This window comes from Pseudomonas rosaeacicularis, assembly GCF_057128745.1.
The window spans coordinates 78,641-98,214 of record NZ_JBSKHT010000011.1 but is presented as its reverse complement, the minus strand read 5'-3'; the positions used below and the strand labels follow the sequence as shown (position 1 = coordinate 98,214).

20 protein-coding genes are annotated in these 19,574 nt (G+C 59.0%); 15 read left to right on the top strand and 5 right to left on the bottom strand.

All coding sequences use genetic code 11. From position 1 onward, the window contains the following. Window positions 1–720: 720 nt before the first annotated feature. The 12 genes from ccoN (at window position 721) to ACWKWM_RS15610 (ending at window position 12,638) form a co-directional block, all read left to right on the top strand. Window positions 721–2,163 (top strand): cytochrome-c oxidase, cbb3-type subunit I, encoded by a 1,443-nt coding sequence (gene ccoN / locus ACWKWM_RS15665; protein ID WP_483847007.1) that lies wholly within the window; start codon window positions 721–723, stop codon window positions 2,161–2,163. After that, the gene (ccoO, locus tag ACWKWM_RS15660; RefSeq protein WP_483847006.1) at window positions 2,163–2,774 is read left to right on the top strand and encodes a cytochrome-c oxidase, cbb3-type subunit II; all 612 of its coding nucleotides are present in this window, start codon (window positions 2,163–2,165) and stop codon (window positions 2,772–2,774) included. Before ccoN ends, ccoO begins: the two co-directional genes overlap by 1 nt. Before the next feature lie 5 nt (window positions 2,775–2,779). Further along, window positions 2,780–2,971, top strand: a complete 192-nt coding sequence (locus tag ACWKWM_RS15655; RefSeq protein WP_483847005.1) for a cbb3-type cytochrome oxidase subunit 3 — start codon at window positions 2,780–2,782, stop codon at window positions 2,969–2,971. Next, window positions 2,968–3,939, top strand: coding sequence for a cytochrome-c oxidase, cbb3-type subunit III (ccoP, locus tag ACWKWM_RS15650; protein WP_483847004.1), 972 nt, complete (start codon window positions 2,968–2,970; stop codon window positions 3,937–3,939). The genes ACWKWM_RS15655 and ccoP overlap by 4 nt, the downstream gene beginning before the upstream one ends. A gap of 210 nt (window positions 3,940–4,149) precedes the next feature. Further along, entirely contained in the window at window positions 4,150–5,565 is a 1,416-nt protein-coding gene (gene ccoG, locus ACWKWM_RS15645) for a cytochrome c oxidase accessory protein CcoG (protein WP_483847003.1), read from the top strand. 27 nt (window positions 5,566–5,592) lie between these two features. Then, the gene (locus ACWKWM_RS15640) at window positions 5,593–6,132 is read left to right on the top strand and encodes a FixH family protein (protein ID WP_483847002.1); all 540 of its coding nucleotides are present in this window, start codon (window positions 5,593–5,595) and stop codon (window positions 6,130–6,132) included. A 151-nt stretch (window positions 6,133–6,283) separates the two neighbouring features. Next, window positions 6,284–8,746, top strand: coding sequence for a heavy metal translocating P-type ATPase (locus tag ACWKWM_RS15635; protein ID WP_483847001.1), 2,463 nt, complete (start codon window positions 6,284–6,286; stop codon window positions 8,744–8,746). A gap of 25 nt (window positions 8,747–8,771) precedes the next feature. Continuing rightward, window positions 8,772–8,993, top strand: a complete 222-nt coding sequence (ccoS, locus tag ACWKWM_RS15630) for a cbb3-type cytochrome oxidase assembly protein CcoS (RefSeq protein WP_483847000.1) — start codon at window positions 8,772–8,774, stop codon at window positions 8,991–8,993. 35 nt (window positions 8,994–9,028) lie between these two features. Beyond that, window positions 9,029–9,712, top strand: a complete 684-nt coding sequence (locus ACWKWM_RS15625; RefSeq protein ID WP_483846999.1) for a sulfite exporter TauE/SafE family protein — start codon at window positions 9,029–9,031, stop codon at window positions 9,710–9,712. 73 nt (window positions 9,713–9,785) lie between these two features. Further along, on the top strand, window positions 9,786–11,168 hold the full coding sequence (gene hemN / locus ACWKWM_RS15620) for an oxygen-independent coproporphyrinogen III oxidase (protein ID WP_483846998.1): 1,383 nt from the start codon (window positions 9,786–9,788) through the stop codon (window positions 11,166–11,168). A 120-nt stretch (window positions 11,169–11,288) separates the two neighbouring features. After that, window positions 11,289–12,023 (top strand): fumarate/nitrate reduction transcriptional regulator Fnr, encoded by a 735-nt coding sequence (fnr, locus tag ACWKWM_RS15615; protein WP_483846997.1) that lies wholly within the window; start codon window positions 11,289–11,291, stop codon window positions 12,021–12,023. 66 nt (window positions 12,024–12,089) lie between these two features. Then, window positions 12,090–12,638 carry an adenine phosphoribosyltransferase gene (locus ACWKWM_RS15610; protein ID WP_483846996.1) on the top strand — a complete coding sequence of 183 codons (549 nt, stop codon included), beginning with the start codon at window positions 12,090–12,092 and terminating at the stop codon, window positions 12,636–12,638. Between the two features lie 146 nt (window positions 12,639–12,784). On the opposite strand, the gene ACWKWM_RS15605 is transcribed toward ACWKWM_RS15610, so the two are convergent. Then, on the bottom strand, window positions 12,785–13,348 hold the full coding sequence (locus ACWKWM_RS15605) for an NADPH-dependent FMN reductase (RefSeq protein WP_483846995.1): 564 nt from the start codon (window positions 13,346–13,348) through the stop codon (window positions 12,785–12,787). A gap of 315 nt (window positions 13,349–13,663) precedes the next feature. Here ACWKWM_RS15605 and ACWKWM_RS15600 point away from each other — a divergent pair, with 315 nt between their 5' ends. After that, on the top strand, window positions 13,664–13,876 hold the full coding sequence (locus ACWKWM_RS15600; RefSeq protein WP_483836128.1) for a hypothetical protein: 213 nt from the start codon (window positions 13,664–13,666) through the stop codon (window positions 13,874–13,876). Window positions 13,877–13,957: 81 nt separating this feature from the next. Here the strand turns inward: ACWKWM_RS15600 and ACWKWM_RS15595 are convergent, their stop codons facing one another. The 4 genes from ACWKWM_RS15595 to ACWKWM_RS15580 all read right to left on the bottom strand — a co-directional run bounded on the left by ACWKWM_RS15595 (window position 13,958) and on the right by ACWKWM_RS15580 (window position 16,793). Further along, entirely contained in the window at window positions 13,958–14,542 is a 585-nt protein-coding gene (locus ACWKWM_RS15595; RefSeq protein WP_483846994.1) for a GNAT family N-acetyltransferase, read from the bottom strand. Between the two features lie 66 nt (window positions 14,543–14,608). Then, window positions 14,609–15,373, bottom strand: coding sequence for a DNA polymerase III subunit epsilon (dnaQ, locus tag ACWKWM_RS15590; protein WP_483846993.1), 765 nt, complete (start codon window positions 15,371–15,373; stop codon window positions 14,609–14,611). Window positions 15,374–15,531: 158 nt separating this feature from the next. Continuing rightward, on the bottom strand, window positions 15,532–15,984 hold the full coding sequence (rnhA, locus tag ACWKWM_RS15585) for a ribonuclease HI (RefSeq protein WP_483846992.1): 453 nt from the start codon (window positions 15,982–15,984) through the stop codon (window positions 15,532–15,534). A gap of 50 nt (window positions 15,985–16,034) precedes the next feature. Then, on the bottom strand, window positions 16,035–16,793 hold the full coding sequence (locus ACWKWM_RS15580) for a class I SAM-dependent methyltransferase (protein ID WP_483846991.1): 759 nt from the start codon (window positions 16,791–16,793) through the stop codon (window positions 16,035–16,037). Window positions 16,794–16,909: 116 nt separating this feature from the next. Between ACWKWM_RS15580 and gloB the strand changes: the two genes are divergently transcribed. Together gloB and ACWKWM_RS15570 are read left to right on the top strand one after the other, a co-directional pair. Beyond that, window positions 16,910–17,689, top strand: a complete 780-nt coding sequence (gene gloB, locus ACWKWM_RS15575; RefSeq protein WP_483846990.1) for a hydroxyacylglutathione hydrolase — start codon at window positions 16,910–16,912, stop codon at window positions 17,687–17,689. Window positions 17,690–17,788: 99 nt separating this feature from the next. Beyond that, entirely contained in the window at window positions 17,789–19,402 is a 1,614-nt protein-coding gene (locus ACWKWM_RS15570; RefSeq protein ID WP_483846989.1) for a LysM peptidoglycan-binding domain-containing protein, read from the top strand. Window positions 19,403–19,574: the final 172 nt, after the last annotated feature.

Below are 19,574 nucleotides of genomic sequence, written 5' to 3'. Positions count from 1 at the left end.
AGCCTCACCCGGCACTTCGGATAAAAGCACTGAAGCCATGGGCGCCCCAACCTGCACGCAACCGGGCGGCTCCATTTTCAATCGCGTAACGCCGCCATCGCAGACTATCCGTTACGGTCGCCAGGGTCATTTGCCTGCTCAGGCCAAAATATTTTGGGCAGTGATAAAGTGCAATTAGTGACGTCTTTTGTATACAACTTGCAGTACAAAAATCCTCCTAAAGTTCAAGGAAAGTAGGGGGTTTAACGTTTCAGCCGTGACTGAAACGTCTCAACATCGCGCCTCGCAACGGGGCGCGACGTTCCTGTCCAAATGCGCGGCCAAGTGTCGCACACACTGTGTATACGACTTCCCAGGGCTGCGTTTCCCGACTAAGCTTGCCCGAACAGTGACCAGACAACGTCTGATTGCAAGACAAGTGAAGGGATTTTGAGCAGCAGTTTTCTGATGGGCATATGTAAGCCTAGCAACGCAGCTTTGTATCCACAATTGCAGCGCTCAAACGACCTTGAGTCTCACACGACCTGTCTTTCGAACTGTTCTGGTTCACCGGGCATGTTCTCTTTGCGCTTTGCAGCGTCGGGGGCGTGCTTGAAGTGACACCGACCTTGCGTCTGTACGCCTTTGCTAAGCGCTCACCGCGCCGCAAAACGTCTACGCTTATTCGGTATTGCGTCCGATGGTTACCTCTAATAAATATCCGAATCGTGGAACCTGAGAATGAGCACTGCAATCACTCCGACTGCTTATAACTATAAGGTAGTCCGCCAGTTCGCCATCATGACGGTGGTCTGGGGCATCCTTGGCATGGGGCTTGGTGTTTTCATCGCCTCCCAACTCGTTTGGCCCGAGCTTAATTTCGGTCTCCCGTGGACCACCTTCGGGCGCCTGCGACCGCTGCACACCAACCTTGTGATCTTCGCCTTCGGTGGTTGCGCCCTGTTCGCCACCTCTTATTACGTTGTGCAACGCACCTGCCAGACGCGGCTGATCTCCGATGCCATGGCAGCGTTTCACTTCTGGGGCTGGCAGGCCGTCATTGTCGGGGCGATTGTGACTCTGCCGCTGGGTTATACCACCACCAAGGAATACGCCGAACTGGAATGGCCAATCGCGATTCTGCTGGCGATTGTCTGGGTGACCTACGGTGTGGTGTTCTTTGGCACCATCGTCAAGCGCAAGACCAAGCACATCTACGTCGGCAACTGGTTCTACGGTGCGTTTATCGTCGTGACGGCGATGCTGCACATTGTCAATCACATGTCTTTGCCGGTCAGCTTGTTCAAATCCTATTCGGCTTACTCCGGCGCCACCGACGCGATGATCCAGTGGTGGTACGGGCACAACGCGGTAGGGTTTTTCCTGACCACGGGCTTTCTCGGGATGATGTATTACTTCGTGCCGAAACAGGCCGAGCGCCCGATCTATTCCTATCGGTTGTCCATCGTCCACTTCTGGGCGTTGATCACCCTGTACATCTGGGCCGGTCCGCATCATTTGCACTACACCGCCCTGCCCGACTGGGCTCAATCACTGGGCATGGCGATGTCGATCATTCTGCTGGCGCCGAGCTGGGGCGGCATGATCAACGGCATGATGACGCTGTCGGGCGCCTGGCATAAATTGCGCACCGACCCCATTCTGCGATTCCTCGTGGTATCCCTGGCGTTCTACGGCATGTCGACGTTCGAAGGCCCGATGATGGCGATCAAGACTGTCAACTCGCTCTCCCACTACACCGACTGGACCATCGGCCACGTTCACGCCGGGGCCTTGGGCTGGGTGGCGATGATCTCCATCGGCGCGCTGTACCACATGATCCCGAAAATCTTCGGCCGCCCGCAGATGCACAGCATCGGCCTGATCAACACGCATTTTTGGCTGGCAACCATCGGCACCGTGCTCTACATCGCCTCAATGTGGGTCAACGGCATCACCCAAGGCCTGATGTGGCGTGCGATCAACGATGACGGCACCCTGACTTACTCATTCGTCGAAGCGCTGCAAGCCAGCCATCCCGGTTACATCGTTCGCGCCCTGGGCGGTGCGTTCTTCGCCAGCGGCATGCTGTTCATGGCCTACAACGTGTTCCGCACGGTTCACGCCTCCAACCCTGAAGAAGCCGAAGCCGCCGCGCAGATCGCTGTCGTGGGAGCCCACTGATGATCAGACACGAAACCCTCGAAAAGAACATCGGCCTTTTGTCGTTGTTCATGGTCATCGCCGTTGCCGTCGGCGGGCTGACCCAGATCGTGCCGCTGTTCTTTCAGGACGTGACCAACAAGCCGGTCGAAGGCATGAAGCCGCGCCCGGCCCTTGAGCTCGAAGGCCGCGACGTGTTCATCGCCAACGGTTGCGTGGGCTGCCATTCGCAGATGATCCGGCCATTCCGCGCCGAGACCGAGCGCTACGGGCACTATTCGGTGGCCGGCGAAAGCGTCTGGGATCATCCGTTCCTGTGGGGCTCAAAACGCACCGGGCCGGACCTGGCGCGGGTAGGCGGTCGTTACTCCGATGACTGGCATCGCGCGCATTTGTATAACCCGCGCAACGTGGTGCCTGAATCGAAGATGCCGGCGTATCCCTTCCTCGTCGAGAACCGCCTCGACGGCAAGGACACGCCGAAGAAAATGGAAGTCCTGCGCACGTTAGGCGTCCCGTACACCGATGCCGACATCGCCGGGGCAACCGCCGCCGTCAAGGGCAAAACCGAGATGGACGCACTGGTTGCCTACCTGCAAGGCCTGGGCACACTCATCAGAAGCAAACGGTGATTGCGATGGATATCGGAATGATTCGAGGCCTCGGCACCCTGGTGGTGATGGTGGCCTTCATCGGTCTGGCGCTGTGGGTGTTCAGCCCCCGCCGCAAAGCCGAATTCGACGACGCGACCATGCTGCCATTTGCCGATGATCCCGAGGCGATCAAGCAGGTGCAGCAGGCGCAAGCTTCCAGGAGCGACAAACAATGAGTACGTTTTGGAGTCTGTACGTCACAGTCCTCACCCTGGGTACGATTTTCTGCCTGACCTGGCTGTTGCTGGCGACCCGCAAAGGCCAGCGCGCCGATTCCACTGAAGAGACCGTCGGCCATTCGTTCGATGGCATTGAGGAATACGACAACCCGCTGCCCAAGTGGTGGTTCATGCTGTTCGTCGGCACCATCATCTTCGCCCTAGGTTATCTGGTTCTGTACCCAGGCCTGGGCAACTGGAAGGGTTTGCTGCCGGGCTATGACTACGTCGATAACGACAAGAAGACCGAGTTTTCCAACGGCCAGCAAGGCTGGACCGGTGTGCACGAATGGGAAAAGGAAATGGCTCGCTCTGATGCCCGATTCGGCCCTATCTTCGCCAAATTTGCATCGATGCCCATTGAAGACGTCGCTAAAGACCCGCAAGCGCTGAAAATGGGGGGTCGGCTATTTGCCTCCAACTGTTCGGTGTGCCACGGCTCCGACGCCAAGGGCGCATATGGCTTCCCCAACCTGACCGACGCCGACTGGCGCTGGGGCGGCGAGCCGCAAACCATCAAGACCACGATCATGGGCGGCCGCCACGCGGTGATGCCGGCATGGGGTGAAGTGGTGGGTGATCAAGGCGTTCGCGATGTTTCGGCTTACGTATTGAGCCAGCTCGACGGGCGCAAATTGCCGGAAGATGCCAAGGCCGACGTGGCCGCCGGGCAGAAAATCTTCGCCGCCAATTGTGTCGCCTGCCACGGTCCGGAAGGCAAAGGCACCGCTGCGATGGGTGCGCCCAACCTGACCCACCCCGCCGCCTTCATTTACGGCTCAAGTTTCGCCCAACTGCAACAAACCATCCGCTACGGTCGCCAGGGCCAGATGCCCGCGCAGGAACAGCTACAGGGTAACGACAAGGTGCATCTGTTGGCGGCGTATGTTTATAGCTTGTCCCATGGAGAAAAACCGGCCGAGTAATCCGGAAACGGACGCAGATCATGTAGGAGCTGACGAGCAGCGCGAGGCTGCGAAGCGGTTTGTCTGACACGCCGCACCGGTCGGGCGCGAACCCGGAGCCTTCGGCAACGCCTACACGTTAAAGCCAGCACTGAAGCCATAATCGCTGGCTACCGACCCCGACCGGCACGCACTGGCCGGGGCACTTTTCCACCGCCGTGGGATGCACCGATGAGCAATCAGATTCCGGTACACAACGTCACGCCGCCGGCGAAAAAAGACAGTGACACGGTCGACCTTTATGCCTCTCGGGAGAAGATCTACACCCGCGCGTTCACCGGTCTGTTTCGCAACTTGCGCATGGCCGGCGGAGCGCTGTTGTTTGCGCTGTATTTCGGCACGGTCTGGCTCGATTGGGGTGGCCATCAGGCGGTCTGGTGGAATCTGCCGGAGCGCAAGTTCTACATCTTCGGCGCCACCTTCTGGCCGCAGGATTTCATCCTGCTGTCGGGCATTCTGATCGTCAGCGCTTTTGGGCTGTTCTTCATCACCGTGTATGCCGGGCGTGTCTGGTGTGGCTACACCTGCCCGCAAAGCGTGTGGACGTGGATTTTCATGTGGTGCGAGAAAGTCACCGAAGGCGACCGCAACCAGCGCATGAAGCTCGACAAGCTGCCCATGAGCGCCAACAAATTCGCGCGCAAGCTGGCCAAGCACAGCCTATGGCTGAGCATCGGTTTCGTCACGGGGCTGACCTTCGTCGGCTACTTCTCCCCCATCCGTGAACTGGTGATCGAATTCTTTACCGGACAGGCCGATGGCTGGTCGTATTTCTGGGTCGGCTTTTTCACCCTGGCCACTTACGGCAACGCCGGTTGGCTGCGTGAACAGGTGTGCATTTACATGTGCCCGTATGCGCGCTTTCAGAGCGTGATGTTCGACAAGGACACATTGATCGTGTCCTACGACCCACGGCGTGGAGAGAAACGCGGCCCGCGCAAAAAGGATCTGGACTACAAAGCTCAAGGGCTGGGCGATTGCATCGATTGCACCATGTGCGTACAAGTCTGCCCCACCGGTATCGACATCCGCGACGGCCTGCAAATCGAGTGCATTGGCTGCGCGGCCTGCATCGACGCTTGCGACACGATCATGGACAAAATGGACTATCCACGGGGCCTGATCAGCTACACCACCGAGCACAATTTGTCGGGACAAGTCACTCACAAACTGCGTCCGCGCCTGATCGGCTACGCCGTGGTGTTGCTGGCGATGATCGGCTTTCTGGTGGGCGCATTTTTCATGCGCTCACTGGTGGGTTTCGACGTCAGCAAAGACCGCGTGCTGTATAGGGAAAACGCTGAGGGCCGCATCGAAAACGTCTACAGCCTGAAGATCATGAACAAGGATCAGGTGGACCACACCTATCTGCTTGAAGCCACGGGTTTGCCGGACTTGAGGCTGCAAGGCCGCAGCGAGATCAAGGTCAGCGCGGGTGAAATTCTCAGTCAGCCGGTGGAACTGTCGGTCGCGCCAGAGCAGCTGCCGTCCAGCACCAACGAGGTGAAATTCATCCTCAGGGACGCCGACAACAGCAGCACTGAAACACAAGCCAAGAGCCGATTTATCGGCCCACAAGTACGTTGAGCCCAACGAGAAACAGAGAAGTCAGCCATGCCCGCAGCAATCGCTTCAAGTCCTTGGTACCGGCATCTTTGGCCGTGGATCATCATTAGCATTCTCGCCTGCTCCGTCACCCTGACCCTGACGATGGTGACCATCGCGGTGAATAACCCGGACAACCTGGTCAACGACAACTATTACGAAGCGGGCAAAGGCATCAACCGCTCCCTGGACCGCGAGTTGCTGGCACAGGGCCTCAAGCTGAAGGCCACGATGCACCTGGATGACGTGACCGGCGAAGCGGACCTGCGGCTAACCGGTAATAGCGAGCCTGAGACGCTTGAACTGAATCTGATCTCGCCAACCCAGCCCGAGAAGGATCGCAAGATCGTCTTGACCCGCAGCGAGTCCGAGGCCGGTCGCTACGTCGGTCAGTTGAACGACAAAGTGCAGGGCCGACGCTTTGTCGAACTGCTAGGCGTTGAAAACGGCCAGACTTGGCGCATGTTCGAGGAAGAAGCAGTCAGTCACGACCAGGAGCTGATACTGGGTGACGAGCCCCTGCAGGGTGCGGAAGATTTGAAGCGGTGATGAGCCGATATGCTGCGCTTTCACTAGCACCTGAGCGGACAGGCCCGCTCCCATTTGGATGCGCGGTCTACTGTGGGAGCGGACCTGTCCGCGAAGAGGCCCGATCAGGCCCTATATCCAGGCAAGACTCACGATCATCTGAAATCCTTCCATGACCCAACTCACCCCCTGCTACCACTGCGCCCTGCCCGTACCTGCTGGCAGCCGGTTCACTGCGATCATCCTCAGCGAAACCCGTGAGCTGTGCTGTCCCGGTTGCCAGGCCGTGGCGCAGGCCATCGTCGCGGGCGGACTGGAAAGCTACTACCGCCATCGCAGCGAAGCCTCACCCAATCCAGAGACGCTTCCCACACAACTGATCGACGAATTGCAGCTGTACGACCGCCCTGACGTGCAAGCCCCTTTCGTGCGCCATGATCAGGCGTTCGCTGAAACCACGTTGATGATGGAAGGCATCAGCTGCGCGGCGTGCGGCTGGCTGATCGAGCGACACTTGCGCGCCATGCCTGCCGTCGCCGAGGCGCGCTTGAACCTGTCCAATCATCGCTTGCACGTGCGTTGGGCCGACTCGGACCTGCCGCTGAGCAAAGTGCTCGCCGAACTGCGCAGCATTGGTTATGCCGCTCACCCATATCAGTCCGACAAAGCCGCCGAACGCCTGGCAGGTGAGAACCGTCTGGCGCTTCGCCAGTTGGGCGTTGCCGGGCTTTTGTGGTTCCAAGCCATGATGGCGACCATGGCCACCTGGCCTGAATTCAATATCGACCTCAGCCCGCAGATGCACACCATCCTGCGCTGGGTGGCGATGTTTCTCACAACCCCAATCGTCTTTTACAGCTGCACGCCGTTTTTCAAAGGTGCGATGCGCGACCTGCGCACGCGCCACCTGACCATGGACGTCTCAGTGTCGCTTGCCATCGGCGCTGCGTATCTGGCGGGTATCTGGACGGCTATCACCGGCGTCGGCGAGTTGTACTTCGACGCGGTCGGAATGTTCGCCCTGTTTCTCCTGGCCGGTCGCTATCTTGAACGCCGGGCCAGGGAGCGTACTGCCGCCGCCACCGCCCATTTGGTCAACTTGCTGCCAGCGTCGTGTTTGAGACTGGATCGGGAAGGCCAAAGCGAGCGCATCCTGTTGGCGGAATTACGCCTGGGTGATCAAGTGCTGGTACACCCCGGCGCGGCTTTACCGGCCGACGGCAAGATCATCGACGGCCAGTCCAGCGTTGACGAATCACTGCTGACTGGCGAATACCTGCCACAACCTCGGCAGCTGGGTGATGCGGTGACCGCCGGTACGCTGAATGTGGAAAATTCGCTGATCGTTGAGGTCACCGCCCTGGGCCATGACACCCGGCTGTCGGCCATCGTTCGCTTGCTGGAACGCGCGCAATCGGAAAAACCCCGGCTGGCGCACATCGCCGATCAGGCCTCGCAGTGGTTCCTGCTCGGGTCACTGGTGTTCGCGTTGTTGATCGGCTTGCTGTGGTGGCAAATAGATCCAGCGCGCGCGTTCTGGGTAGTGCTGGCGATGTTGGTGGCGACCTGTCCGTGCGCCCTGTCGCTGGCAACCCCCACCGCCCTGACGGCGGCGACCGGCACGCTGCATAAACTGGGGCTGCTGCTGACGCGCGGGCATGTGCTGGAAGGTCTTAATCAAATCGACACGGTGATTTTCGACAAGACTGGCACGCTCACCGAAGGCCGACTGACATTGCGCGACATCCGTCCATTGGCCAACCTGGCCAGCGACGAATGCCTGGCCTTGGCCGCGGCACTGGAAAACCGCTCCGAACACCCGATTGCCCGGGCATTCGGCCGGGCGCCGGTCGCCGCAGAACAGGTCGTCGCCACGCCGGGCCTGGGGCTCGAAGGTCGGGTGGCGGAACGCACCTTGCGCGTGGGGCAACCGGCTTTTGTCTGCGGCCTGAGCGGCTGCTCGGTGCCGCCGATGCCAGACGAGCCGGGGCAATGGCTGCTGCTGGGCGACGCTCAGCAGGCGCTGGCCTGGCTGGTGCTCGACGACCGCTTGCGTGACGGTGCCGCCGAACTGGTGCAGGCCTGCAAAACGCGAGGCTGGAAACTCATGCTGCTGTCTGGCGACACTTCACCGATGGTGGCGAGCGTCGCTGCGCAGTTGGGAATCGATGATGCTCGGGACGGGCTGCTGCCGGACGACAAACTGGCGATTCTTCACCAACTGCGGGCTGCGGGGCGCAAGGTATTGATGCTCGGAGATGGGGTCAACGACGTGCCAATACTCGCCGCCGCCGACATCAGCGTAGCAATGGGTTCGGCCACTGATCTGGCGAAAACCAGCGCTGACGCTGTGTTGCTCTCCAATCGCTTGCAGGCGCTGGTGCAGGCGTTCAGTCTGGCGCGAAGAACCCGGCGTATCATCATCGAGAATCTGCTGTGGGCGTGTTTGTACAACGGGCTAATGCTGCCGTTCGCCGCATTGGGCTGGATCACGCCGCTGTGGGCTGCGGTCGGCATGTCCATCAGTTCGCTGACCGTGGTGCTCAACGCATTGCGTCTGACCCGGGTGAAAGGCGTTGCCGCCAACGGCTCGGGCCGTGTCGCGAGTGCACTCAGTCGCCCGCAGCCAACATGAGCAGGCCACGGATTTCGGAGGTTTTATGCCCGCGCTCTACATCATGATCCCCGCCGCGTTGTTGATCGTGGCCGTGGCCATTTATATCTTCTTCTGGGCTGTGGACAGCGGGCAGTACGACGATCTCGACAGCCCGGCCCACAGCATCCTGTTCGACGATCAGGACCCCAATCATCAGGCGGGCGTGGATGAGGCGTCGGGCAAAACGCCGCAGTCAGCGGCGGACAAGAAGCGGGCCGATGGATAACCTTGCCCGCGAATGCTTCGGCATGGGCTCTAAAAATGCTTGACCTGCTCCCACTCCTCGCCTCGGCCGTGATCCTCGGCCTGCTCGGCGGCGGGCATTGTCTGGGCATGTGCGGCGGCTTAATGGGCGCGTTGACAATGGCCATCCCCAAAGAGCAACGCAGCCGGCGCTTTCGTCTGCTGCTAGCCTACAACCTGGGCCGAATCCTCAGTTACGCCTGCGCAGGTTTGCTGATTGGCGTGGCGGGTTGGGCGGTCGCCAACAGTCCGGGGGCGATGGTCATGCGCGTGATCGCCGCGCTGCTATTGATCGCCATGGGCCTGTATCTCGCCGGCTGGTGGAGCGGATTGACGCGAATCGAAAGCCTGGGCCGTGGGCTGTGGCGCCACATCCAGCCGTTTGCCAGCAAGCTGTTGCCGGTGTCCAGCGTACCCCGTGCATTGTTGCTCGGCAGCTTATGGGGCTGGTTGCCGTGCGGGCTGGTTTACAGCACTTTGCTGTGGTCGGCCAGCCAAGGCAATGCGCTGTATAGCGCGTTGCTGATGGTTGCGTTCGGGCTGGGCACCTGGCCGGTGTTGCTCGCCACGGGGCTGGCTGCAGAACGCACGACAGCGTTGTTGCGCAAGCGCGGCATTCGTGTGGCCGGCGGATTGCTGGTGATCGTGTTCGGGCTCTGGACCTTGCCCGGCCCGCATCAGCATTGGTTGATGGGGCATTGATCCAGATCAACGCTTGGCGCAGCACCACTCCTTAAAATGGCACCCACAGCCAGCCTTTTTCGGGAATGCCCGCATGCTCGACGACCTTCGTTGGGACTCTGACCTCATCCGCCGCTACGATCTGACCGGACCGCGTTACACGTCCTACCCCACCGCTTTGCAGTTTCATACGCAGATTGGCGCTTTTGATTTGTTGCACGCCCTGCGAGACAGCCGCAATGCGCGTCGCCCGTTGTCGCTGTACGTGCACATCCCGTTCTGCGCCAACATTTGCTACTACTGCGCCTGCAACAAAGTCATCACCAAAGATCGCGGTCGCACGCAGGCCTATTTGCAGAGCGTGCAGCAGGAGATCGAGTTACTGGCTTGCCATCTGGACCCAAAGCAGGTCGTCGAACAATTACATTTTGGCGGCGGCACGCCGACCTTTCTCAGTCACATCGAAATGCGGCAACTCATGGCGCACCTGCGTCAACACTTCACGCTGCTGGACGACGACTCGGGCGACTACGGCATCGAGATCGACCCGCGCGAAGCCGATTGGTCGACCATGGGCCTTTTGCGGGAACTGGGCTTCAACCGCGTCAGCCTCGGTGTGCAGGATCTCGACCCGCAGGTGCAGCGGGCGGTCAACCGTTTGCAAAGCCTGGATGAGACCCAAGCCATCGTCGACGCCGCGCGCACGTTGCAATTTCGTTCGGTGAACATCGACTTAATCTATGGCCTGCCCAGGCAAACAGTGGACGGCTTTGCACGTACCGTAGAGCAAATAATCGCCCTGCAGCCGGATCGCCTGTCGGTATTCAACTACGCGCACCTGCCTGAACGCTTCATGCCGCAACGACGCATCAACAGCGCGGACTTGCCCGCCCCCGATCAGAAACTCCAGATGCTCCAACGCACCGTCCAACAACTGACCGGCGCAGGCTATCGCTACATCGGCATGGACCACTTTGCGTTGCCAGATGACGAGCTGGCGGTTGCCCAGGAAGAAGCCACCCTGCAGCGCAATTTCCAGGGCTACACCACCCACGGTCATTGCGATCTGATTGGCCTGGGTGTGTCGGCCATCAGCCAGGTGGGCGATCTGTACACGCAAAACTGCAACGACCTGAACGACTACCAGAATCAGCTCGCCAGCGATCAACTGGCGACCAAACGCGGTGTGCGCTGCAATGCCGACGACCGATTACGACAGGCAATCATTGGGCAACTGATCTGCCATTTCAGCCTGGATTTCGCGGTGATCGAAAGCCGGTTCGAAATCGTCTTTCAGGACTACTTCCTGGACGTATGGCCGCAGTTGCTGGCGATGGCTGAGGACGGTTTGCTCGACATCGATACTCAGGGCATCGACGTCAACCCCATCGGACGGCTGTTGGTACGCTCGATCTGCGGCGTGTTCGATGCCTACCTGACCGACCGAAACCGTCAGCGATTTTCTCGGGTGATATAGGAAATATCCGCCAGGTGTGCAGGAACGATTTACAGGCCCTGCAAGACAGTGACTAGTCCCACGCCTAAGCGCTGAGTTACCCTTACGACTTATGTGTGTTTTAAGACAAGGAATGACCCGATGCCTGAGCCAGTGAAAGTACGCGCTCAAACCCAGGCCCACTGCAAGGATTGCAGCCTGGCTCCGTTGTGCCTCCCGCTTTCCCTGAACCTGGAAGACATGGATGCACTGGACGACATCGTCAAACGCGGTCGTCCGCTGAACAAAGGCGATTTTCTGTTTCGTCAGGGCGATCGGTTTGATTCGGTGTATGCGGTCCGTTCTGGCGCATTGAAAACCTTCAGCGTCAGTGACGGCGGCCAGGAGCAAATCACCGGTTTTCATCTGCCCAGCGAACTCGTCGGCCTTTGCGGCATGGACGCTGAGGCGTACCCGGTATCGGCGCAAGCGATGGAAACCACGTCGGTGTGCGAAATCCCTTTCGAGCGTCTGGACCAACTCTCAGTGCAGCTGCCGCAATTGCGTCGCCAGTTGATGCGGGTGATGAGCCGCGAGATTCGCGACGATCAACAGATGATGTTGCTGCTGTCGAAAAAGACCGCTGACGAACGCATCGCAACGTTCCTGATCAATCTGTCTGCACGTTTCCGCGCGCGGGGCTTTTCCCCCAATCAATTCCGCCTGAGCATGTCGCGCAACGAAATCGGCAATTACCTGGGGCTTGCGGTGGAGACAGTGTCGCGGGTTTTTACAAGGTTTCAACAGAGCGAACTGATTGCCGCCGAGGGCAAGGAAATCCGCATCATCGATCCGATTCAACTGTGTGCGCTGGCGGGCGGTTCGCTGGAAAGCTGATGCGCAAGGCTTGGGTCAGGCTTAGACTAGCGCCTTTGGTGTGCCTTCCTGCCCAGGATACTTTCGATGATTTTTGACGAGTTCAGCTTCAAATCCCTGATCCGCCCGGTGGTTGATTTCCCCAAGCCGGGCGTCATTTTTCGTGACATCACCCCGCTGTTCCAGTCGCCCAAGGCGCTGCGGCTGGTGATCGACAGCTTCGTTCAGCGCTACATCGATACGGATTTCACCCACGTCGGTGCCATGGACGCACGGGGCTTTCTGATCGGCTCGATCATCGCCTACGAACTCAATAAACCGCTGGTGCTGTTTCGCAAGCAAGGCAAGCTACCCGCCGATGTATTGGCCGAGGCCTACAAAACCGAGTACGGCGAAGCGTTTCTGGAAGTCCACGCCGACAGCCTGTGTGACGGCGATTCGGTGGTGATGTTCGATGACCTGATTGCCACCGGCGGCACGCTGATCGCCGCCGCCAACCTGATTCGCCGCATGGGCGCCAAGGTGCATGAAGCAGCGGCTATCATTGATTTACCCGAGCTGGGGGGCTCCCAGCGACTGGAAGATATGTCGATCCCCACATTCTGCCTGACGCAGTTTGGGTTGACCGATCAGTGAAGTCCCACCCTCTGCTCGCGACACGGTAACTGACACCACATCGCCTGTAGGAGCGAACTTGTTCGCGAGGCGGCTAGCCTGACACGCCTCACAATCGCCTCGCCAACAAGTTGGCTCCTACAGAACCGGAAGCGTCCGGCAGAAGATCAAACCTTCAACGTGCGCTCAACGTGCCCGGCAAACGCATCGATGATGCCCTGCAGGAACGGGCGGGTTTTATCGTTCAATTTGCCTTGCTCATCAAAGAACGTCCCGGCATTGCCCAGGTACGCTTCTGGCTGCTGCATGCACAGCACGTTGAGGAACACGAACGATTGGCGCAAATGCTGGTTAGCACCAAAACCGCCGATCGCGCCTGGCGATACGCTGACCACGGCTGCAGGCTTTGCACTGCCCCACGCGCTTTTGCCATAAGGCCGTGAGCCGACGTCGATGGCGTTTTTCAATGCGCCCGGAACGGAACGGTTGTATTCAGGGGTGACGAACAAAAAGCCATCGGCGCCGAGCAGTTCCTGGCGAAAGCGGGCGTAGGCTTCAGGCGGCAAATCCTGGTCAATGTCTTCGTTATAAAGCGGCAGGTCGCCAATTTCGACGATTTTCAGCTTGAGGCTTGAAGGTGCCAACTCGGCCAAGGCGTGAGCGACCTTGCGATTGATGGAGTCCTTTCTCAAACTGCCGACGATCACTGCAATCGTATGAACCTGACTCATGACATGCCTCTTAATCTAATGGTGAGCTGACAGTTATAGATTAAACGACGCAGATGATCTGTTCGAAATGTGCGGTCATCATCATCGGATTGGTTCATGTTTACCGCGCCAAGCCAATCCCAGGGCGGTCTAGCGCACATTGCGACTATATTTTTTGCTGCCGAAAACTACACTCAAAAACGACGGTCTGAAGGCATAACCGCGAAATGAGCTACAGATCTTTCAGACTTACCTTACAAGCGGCCACGGATTGTCAGCGCGCAGTGGTACGATGCGAGCGAAAACGAGCAGTTATTTCCAGAGGTTACAAAGCAGATGGCTTCAGTTCTAGTTGGACAATTTCATGCCAGAGACGCAGAAGGCCGCGTCTACCCAGTGCATGAGTTCCGTGAATCACAGCCTGTCGAGGCTGGCGGCGCGGAGCCCAAATCCACTTATCGACTGGCCATTGGCGACCGCGTCAACCATCTGGGTGGAGATGAATTCGAGTTGTTGCAGTCCGGAATCAAGATCACTCGGGTTAGCTGAACGTCGAGTAGCCCTGTAGGAGCGCGCTTCCCCGCTAAAGCTTGTTCTGCTGCAGTACCGTTATCGCGGGCAAGCGAGCTCCTACAGGCCGCCTGCCCCGCCGTCCTCAAACAGCAGATACCAGAAAATCGCCACCTCGTGGCTAGACGGATCGATCGCGCGATACAGCAAGTGATCGACGCCTCCAACAATAAACCCATAACTTTCGTACAACCGGCACGCCGCCAGGTTGTTATTCTGGGTTTCCAGCATGATCCCGGGCAGGTTGCGTTTACGAGTCCAGAACTGGGCTACATCCAGCAGCGAACGCGCCACTCCGTTGCGTCTTGACGTCGCGTCCACCGCCAGCTCATCGACATGGGCAAAGCCGTTCCAGTGGGTGCTGAGCACGATGTGGCCCACCGGCTCCTCGCCGATCCACGCCACCAGCACGGTGCTGTCGGCGCGATTTCGATAATCACAGAACTCTTCTGAATCGATGCCGTAGTTTTTGAGGTACGGCTGGACCGAGTCGATGCGCCACTGCGCCACCGGTTTGCCGATCTGCACCTTGGCGTAGCCGCAGACGTTGAAAGTGAATTCGCTGTTAAGGATGTAATCCTCGAAACGTTCGTCAGCGACGCGAACACTCAGAGCGGGTTGGTTTGTCGATGGAGAGTCAGTCATGTCGGGCCTGCACCGTCAATGAAGAGAGACGACCCATCAAAAGGCCCCTCCCACTGGCGTCAACCCTCAGGCCGACGCGGCTTGCTGCTGCGCTTCGAGCAATTGCACCCACAACGCTGGCGCACCGGCTGACTTGGCAATGACCGCCATGCGCGCCTCGTGTTCGGCCATTTCGCTGTCCGAAGCATGAATGATAGGGCCCGGAGTACGGTTGACAACCCGACGAATCTCGCTGGGGCGGTCAGCACCGCCTTCACCATCGTTGTTGCCGGCCAGCGACAACGTGGTCTGGCCACCGGTCATCGCCAGATAGACGTCCGCCAGAATCTCGGAGTCGAGCAACGCGCCGTGCAATTCACGACCGGAGTTGTCGACACCATAACGCTTGCACAGTGCATCGAGGCTGTTGCGCTGCCCCGGATGACGCTCGCGGGCCATGGCCAGGGTGTCGAGCACGGTGCAATAGGTGGTGACGTCAGTGCGATCGGTCTGACCGATCAACGCGAATTCGTTGTTGAGGAAGCCCACGTCGAACGCAGCGTTATGGATGATCAGCTGAGCGCCTTTGACGAATTCGAAAAATTCGTCGGCGACTTCGGCAAAGCGGGGTTTGCCGATAAGAAACTCGTCAGTAATACCGTGGACGCCAATTGCGCCCTCGTCACTCTCACGGTCCGGCTGCAGGTACACATGGAAGTGGCGCCCGGTCAGGCGCCGGCCGATGACCTCGACGCAACCGATCTCGATCACCCGGTGTCCATCGGTCACAGGCATACCGGTCGTCTCGGTATCGAGCACTATTTTTCGTTCAAGGGTGTTTTGTACAGTCATTGCTTACTGCCTCAGCGTCAGGCGCGAATCTTAGCATGCCAAAACGGGTCCCGTTTCTGTAGGAGCGCGCTTGCCCGCGATTGCTTTTTGCCGGCAAGAGTTCGGGAGCCGATATATCGCTATCGCGGGCAAGCGCTCCTACCAGTGATGATCGCGGTTTAGCCGCGCTTTATACCGCGCACTTCATCGACCCCACGATTGGCCAACTGGTCGGCGCGTTCGTTGCCGGGGTGGCCGATGTGGCCTCGCACCCATTGCCAAGTGACGGTGTGGCGATTGACCTGCTCATCCAGCAACTTCCAAAGGTCCGCGTTTTTGACCGGCTCTTTGGCAGCCGTCTTCCAGCCGCGCTTTTTCCAGTTAGGCATCCATTCGGTGATGCCCTTCATGACGTACTGCGAGTCGGTGACCAGGGTCACTTCGCAGGAACGTTTCAATTCTTCCAGTCCGCGAATGGCGCCGGTCAGCTCCATGCGGTTATTGGTGGTATTGGCTTCGCCGCCCCACAATTCCTTCTCCACGCCCTTGCACACCAGCAATGCGCCCCAGCCGCCAGGGCCGGGATTGCCTTTGCAGGCGCCGTCGGAGAAGAGCTCAACGGTTTCACTCATGACGACTTTTTCCAAAATAAGAGGGCTTCTTGCCGGTGAACGCCTGGCGACTAAGGCTCGGGACTGCGCCGATTGACCTTGGCCATCGGCAATGGCAGCAATTTGCCCATCGGCTCGCGACGGGGCATCTGCAGAGGTCGCAGTCCTACCATCAATTTGCGCGCCACCAGCACGTAAAAACCGCCGCCAGGGCTTTGCCAGCCATCGCCCAAGCGTTCAAGACCTGCCAGACGCTGCTGCCAGGCCGGCGAAGCAAGCGGCGGACGATAGCACCCGAAGCGGCGTTTCTCCAGCGCGAAACCCAGCAGATTCAGCCAGTCGCCGACCCGCGACGGGGATATGCAGCGTGCCCTGCGCAGCGCGTCACGAGCGAACAAATGACGAATACCCCACGTGCTCCAAGGGTTGATTCCGACGATCAACAAGTGCCCGCCGGGCCTGACGCTGCTGGCCGCTTCGCGCAGCAAACCGTGGGGCGACAGACAGAAATCCAGACCGTGTTGCATCACCACGACATCGGCGGCGTGCTCACTCAACGGCCAGGCTTGCTCTTCACAGACGATTTCTACCCCCGGCAGCGGCGCGCCCAACCGCACGTTGCGCTGCACCTGTTTGGCGGCGGGCGGGGTTTCGGCTGACGGCCCGTAATGCACCAGATACCCGCCAAAAAAACGCTCCAGCTCTTCATCGAGCACCCGGCGTTCTTCCTGCAACAACAGCTGTCCTACCGGCCCGGACAGCCATTCGCGCGCCGAGCTGATCAGCTCAACCCATTCGGGATCGGCCTGGGCAAATGCTTCTTCGGTCATTTCCGGTCTCCATGAATGATCTCGCGAGAGGTGCTCGCCTGGAACGTATTGAGACTCTAAGATGCGGCATTGATGCAACTTGATGCTGCAATCCTGTTTCCAGCGAGGCGAACCGCATGATACAGATCCAAGCTCTCCCCGCTTTCTCCGATAACTACATCTGGCTGTTACAAGATACGACCAGCCAACGTTGCGCGGTAGTCGATCCGGGGGATGCCGGACCGGTCCTGAGCTGGCTCGCCACCAACCCCGACTGGCAACTGACCGACATTCTAGTGACGCACCACCACGCCGACCACACCGGCGGCGTCGAAGAACTCAAGCGCGTCAGCGGCGCGACGGTCTATGGCCCTGCCGCCGAAAATACGCCCGTGCGCGACGTCTCGCTCAACGACAACGACCGGCTCACCGTACTCGGCCTGGAGTTCGCCGTCTATTCAGTGCCGGGCCATACGCTGGGGCACATCGCCTTCTACCACGAAGACCCGCAAACGCCGCTGCTGTTCTGTGGCGATACCCTGTTTGCCGCTGGCTGCGGTCGGCTATTCGAAGGCACTCCTCAGCAGATGCATCACTCCCTCGGCCGCCTTGCTGAACTCCCGGGCAATACCCTGGTTTATTGCGCCCACGAATACACCCTGAGCAATCTGCGGTTCGCGGTAGCGGTGGAGCCGAACAACCCGGATGTGATCGCGCGTTTTGAACAGGTCAGCCAATGGCGCAACGAAAACCGCATCAGCTTGCCCTCCAATTTGGCCTTGGAACGCAAAACCAACCCTTTTCTGCGTGCCGGCATCCGGGCAGTGAAAGAAAAAGCGGACGAACGGAGCGGCACTGATAACTCAACGCCTGTGGCGGTTTTTACGACCTTGCGGGGCTGGAAAGATAAGTTCTAAAGCGGTAGCCATTCAGCACAAAAATTCTGAATGGTTGACCGTTGTTAATGCAGTTTCTAGAATCGCCCGACATTTTCGACTGGAACTATCCCCCAGCCAATGTCGTCATCTATACGCAGAACCTTCACATCCGACACATTGACTCGGTTGGCCCAAGCGGTCGCAGTTATCGCGAGCGCCACGCTGGCAGGCTGTCAGAGCACCAGCAGCGTGCAACACAGCAACCCCGCCCCGGTTCCGAATCTTTCGGCCAAGATCAAGCAAAAACCGATTTTCCTCGCGCGCAAACCGAGTCCGCAGACGCCACCTCAGGACGTCTGGGAACGGATGCGTGAAGGCTTCCAGCTGCAAGACGGCAACAACCTCAATCCGCGCATCGATCAACAGCGCCTCTGGTACGCCAACAATCCTTCGTTTCTGGAAACCGCTGGCCAGCGCGGCAGTTTGTACATGCACTACATCGTCGAGCGTCTGGAAGAGCGCAACATGCCGCTGGAGCTGGCGCTGTTGCCGGTGATCGAAAGCGCCTACAACCCGATGGCCCTGTCACGCAGCGATGCTGCCGGCATCTGGCAATTCATCCCGTCTACCGGTCGCTACTTCAATCTGCGTCAAACCAATTTCTACGATGGCCGTCGCGACATTACGGCGTCCACCACCGCGGCCCTGGATTACCTGACCAAGCTGCATGACATGTTCAATGGCGACTGGTTGCTGGCGCTGGCGGCTTACAACGCAGGCGAAGGTACGGTCAGTCGCGCCATCGAACGTAACGACAAGCTGAACCTGCCGACCGACTACTGGAACCTGCCATTGCCGCAGGAAACCCGTGACTATGTGCCAAAACTTCTGGCGCTGTCGCAGGTGGTGATGTCGCCGGAAGCGTACGGGGTCAACCTCAACCCGATCGCCAACCAGCCGTATTTTCAGGTGGTCGAGCTCAACCAGCGCATGGACCTTTCGAAAGTCGCGGCCATGGCCAACATTGACGAAGACGAGCTGATTCAGCTCAACCCGGCCTTCAAGAAACGCCTGACCATCGATGGCCCCCAGCACTTGCTGGTGCCGACGTCGAAATCGCAGCTGCTGACCTCCAACCTGTCGAACATGAAGCCCGAAGACCTGATCGACTGGCAGCAGTATCGCGTCCGGCCGGGTGACAGTCTGGCGACCATCGCCAGCCGCTATCAGGTCTCGACCTCCACGCTCAAAGATTTGAACAAGCTCACCAGCACTCATCTGCGTCGTGGTCAGGCGCTGACCATTCCGGTGCGTCCGGGCATCACCCCTGCCCTGCCGGTCTTCCAGGAAATTGCTGTTGAAGACATCACCCCGGTGCGCACGCGCAGTTACAAAGTGAAGAAGGGCGACAACCTGGTGCAGATCGCGCGGATCAACAAGGTGGACGTCAAGGATTTGCAGCACTGGAACAAGTTGTCCGGGCAAAACCTGAAAGTCGGCCAGACGCTGGTGATGCAGGACAACAGCAAGCCCGCCAAAGTCAGCAGCAGTGCGCGCGCGGTTGCCAGCAAGGGCACCAGCAGCAAAGAAGCCGATCAGAAATCCATGCAGTACAAAATCCAGAAAGGCGACTCGCTGTATCTGGTCGCCAAGCGTTTCAACGTCGAGATGCAACATCTCAAACGCTGGAACCCGCGCAGTGGTCAGGCGTTGAAGCCTGGGCAGACATTGACGGTTTACTTGCCGCATTGATCTGGAAAGTTAAACCGCACGATCTGTAGGAGCCAACTTGTTGGCGAGAAGTTGATTGGGTGTATCGGATACACCGCTTCGCGAACAAGTTCGCTCTTACAGGTAATCGATACCTGCCCTGGGCACTCTTTTTCCAGCCGATACAAGCTGTTACTGTGACCGACCGCTGCCT

What these genes read in the sequence shown, in the direction of transcription:
- ccoO (WP_483847006.1), top strand. Translation starts at nt 2,163, where the DNA reads ATGATCAGACACGAAACCCTCGAAAAGAACATCGGCCTTTTGTCGTTG.
- ACWKWM_RS15580 (WP_483846991.1), bottom strand. Translation starts at nt 16,793, where the DNA reads ATGACCGAAGAAGCATTTGCCCAGGCCGATCCCGAATGGGTTGAGCTG.
- dnaQ (WP_483846993.1), bottom strand. Translation starts at nt 15,373, where the DNA reads ATGACTGTACAAAACACCCTTGAACGAAAAATAGTGCTCGATACCGAG.
- fnr (WP_483846997.1), top strand. Translation starts at nt 11,289, where the DNA reads ATGCCTGAGCCAGTGAAAGTACGCGCTCAAACCCAGGCCCACTGCAAG.
- ACWKWM_RS15640 (WP_483847002.1), top strand. Translation starts at nt 5,593, where the DNA reads ATGCCCGCAGCAATCGCTTCAAGTCCTTGGTACCGGCATCTTTGGCCG.
- ACWKWM_RS15610 (WP_483846996.1), top strand. Translation starts at nt 12,090, where the DNA reads ATGATTTTTGACGAGTTCAGCTTCAAATCCCTGATCCGCCCGGTGGTT.
- ACWKWM_RS15635 (WP_483847001.1), top strand. Translation starts at nt 6,284, where the DNA reads ATGACCCAACTCACCCCCTGCTACCACTGCGCCCTGCCCGTACCTGCT.
- ccoS (WP_483847000.1), top strand. Translation starts at nt 8,772, where the DNA reads ATGCCCGCGCTCTACATCATGATCCCCGCCGCGTTGTTGATCGTGGCC.
- ACWKWM_RS15655 (WP_483847005.1), top strand. Translation starts at nt 2,780, where the DNA reads ATGGATATCGGAATGATTCGAGGCCTCGGCACCCTGGTGGTGATGGTG.
- ACWKWM_RS15595 (WP_483846994.1), bottom strand. Translation starts at nt 14,542, where the DNA reads ATGACTGACTCTCCATCGACAAACCAACCCGCTCTGAGTGTTCGCGTC.
- ACWKWM_RS15600 (WP_483836128.1), top strand. Translation starts at nt 13,664, where the DNA reads ATGGCTTCAGTTCTAGTTGGACAATTTCATGCCAGAGACGCAGAAGGC.
- ACWKWM_RS15625 (WP_483846999.1), top strand. Translation starts at nt 9,029, where the DNA reads ATGCTTGACCTGCTCCCACTCCTCGCCTCGGCCGTGATCCTCGGCCTG.
- gloB (WP_483846990.1), top strand. Translation starts at nt 16,910, where the DNA reads ATGATACAGATCCAAGCTCTCCCCGCTTTCTCCGATAACTACATCTGG.
- rnhA (WP_483846992.1), bottom strand. Translation starts at nt 15,984, where the DNA reads ATGAGTGAAACCGTTGAGCTCTTCTCCGACGGCGCCTGCAAAGGCAAT.
- ACWKWM_RS15570 (WP_483846989.1), top strand. Translation starts at nt 17,789, where the DNA reads ATGTCGTCATCTATACGCAGAACCTTCACATCCGACACATTGACTCGG.
- hemN (WP_483846998.1), top strand. Translation starts at nt 9,786, where the DNA reads ATGCTCGACGACCTTCGTTGGGACTCTGACCTCATCCGCCGCTACGAT.
- ccoG (WP_483847003.1), top strand. Translation starts at nt 4,150, where the DNA reads ATGAGCAATCAGATTCCGGTACACAACGTCACGCCGCCGGCGAAAAAA.
- ACWKWM_RS15605 (WP_483846995.1), bottom strand. Translation starts at nt 13,348, where the DNA reads ATGAGTCAGGTTCATACGATTGCAGTGATCGTCGGCAGTTTGAGAAAG.
- ccoP (WP_483847004.1), top strand. Translation starts at nt 2,968, where the DNA reads ATGAGTACGTTTTGGAGTCTGTACGTCACAGTCCTCACCCTGGGTACG.
- ccoN (WP_483847007.1), top strand. Translation starts at nt 721, where the DNA reads ATGAGCACTGCAATCACTCCGACTGCTTATAACTATAAGGTAGTCCGC.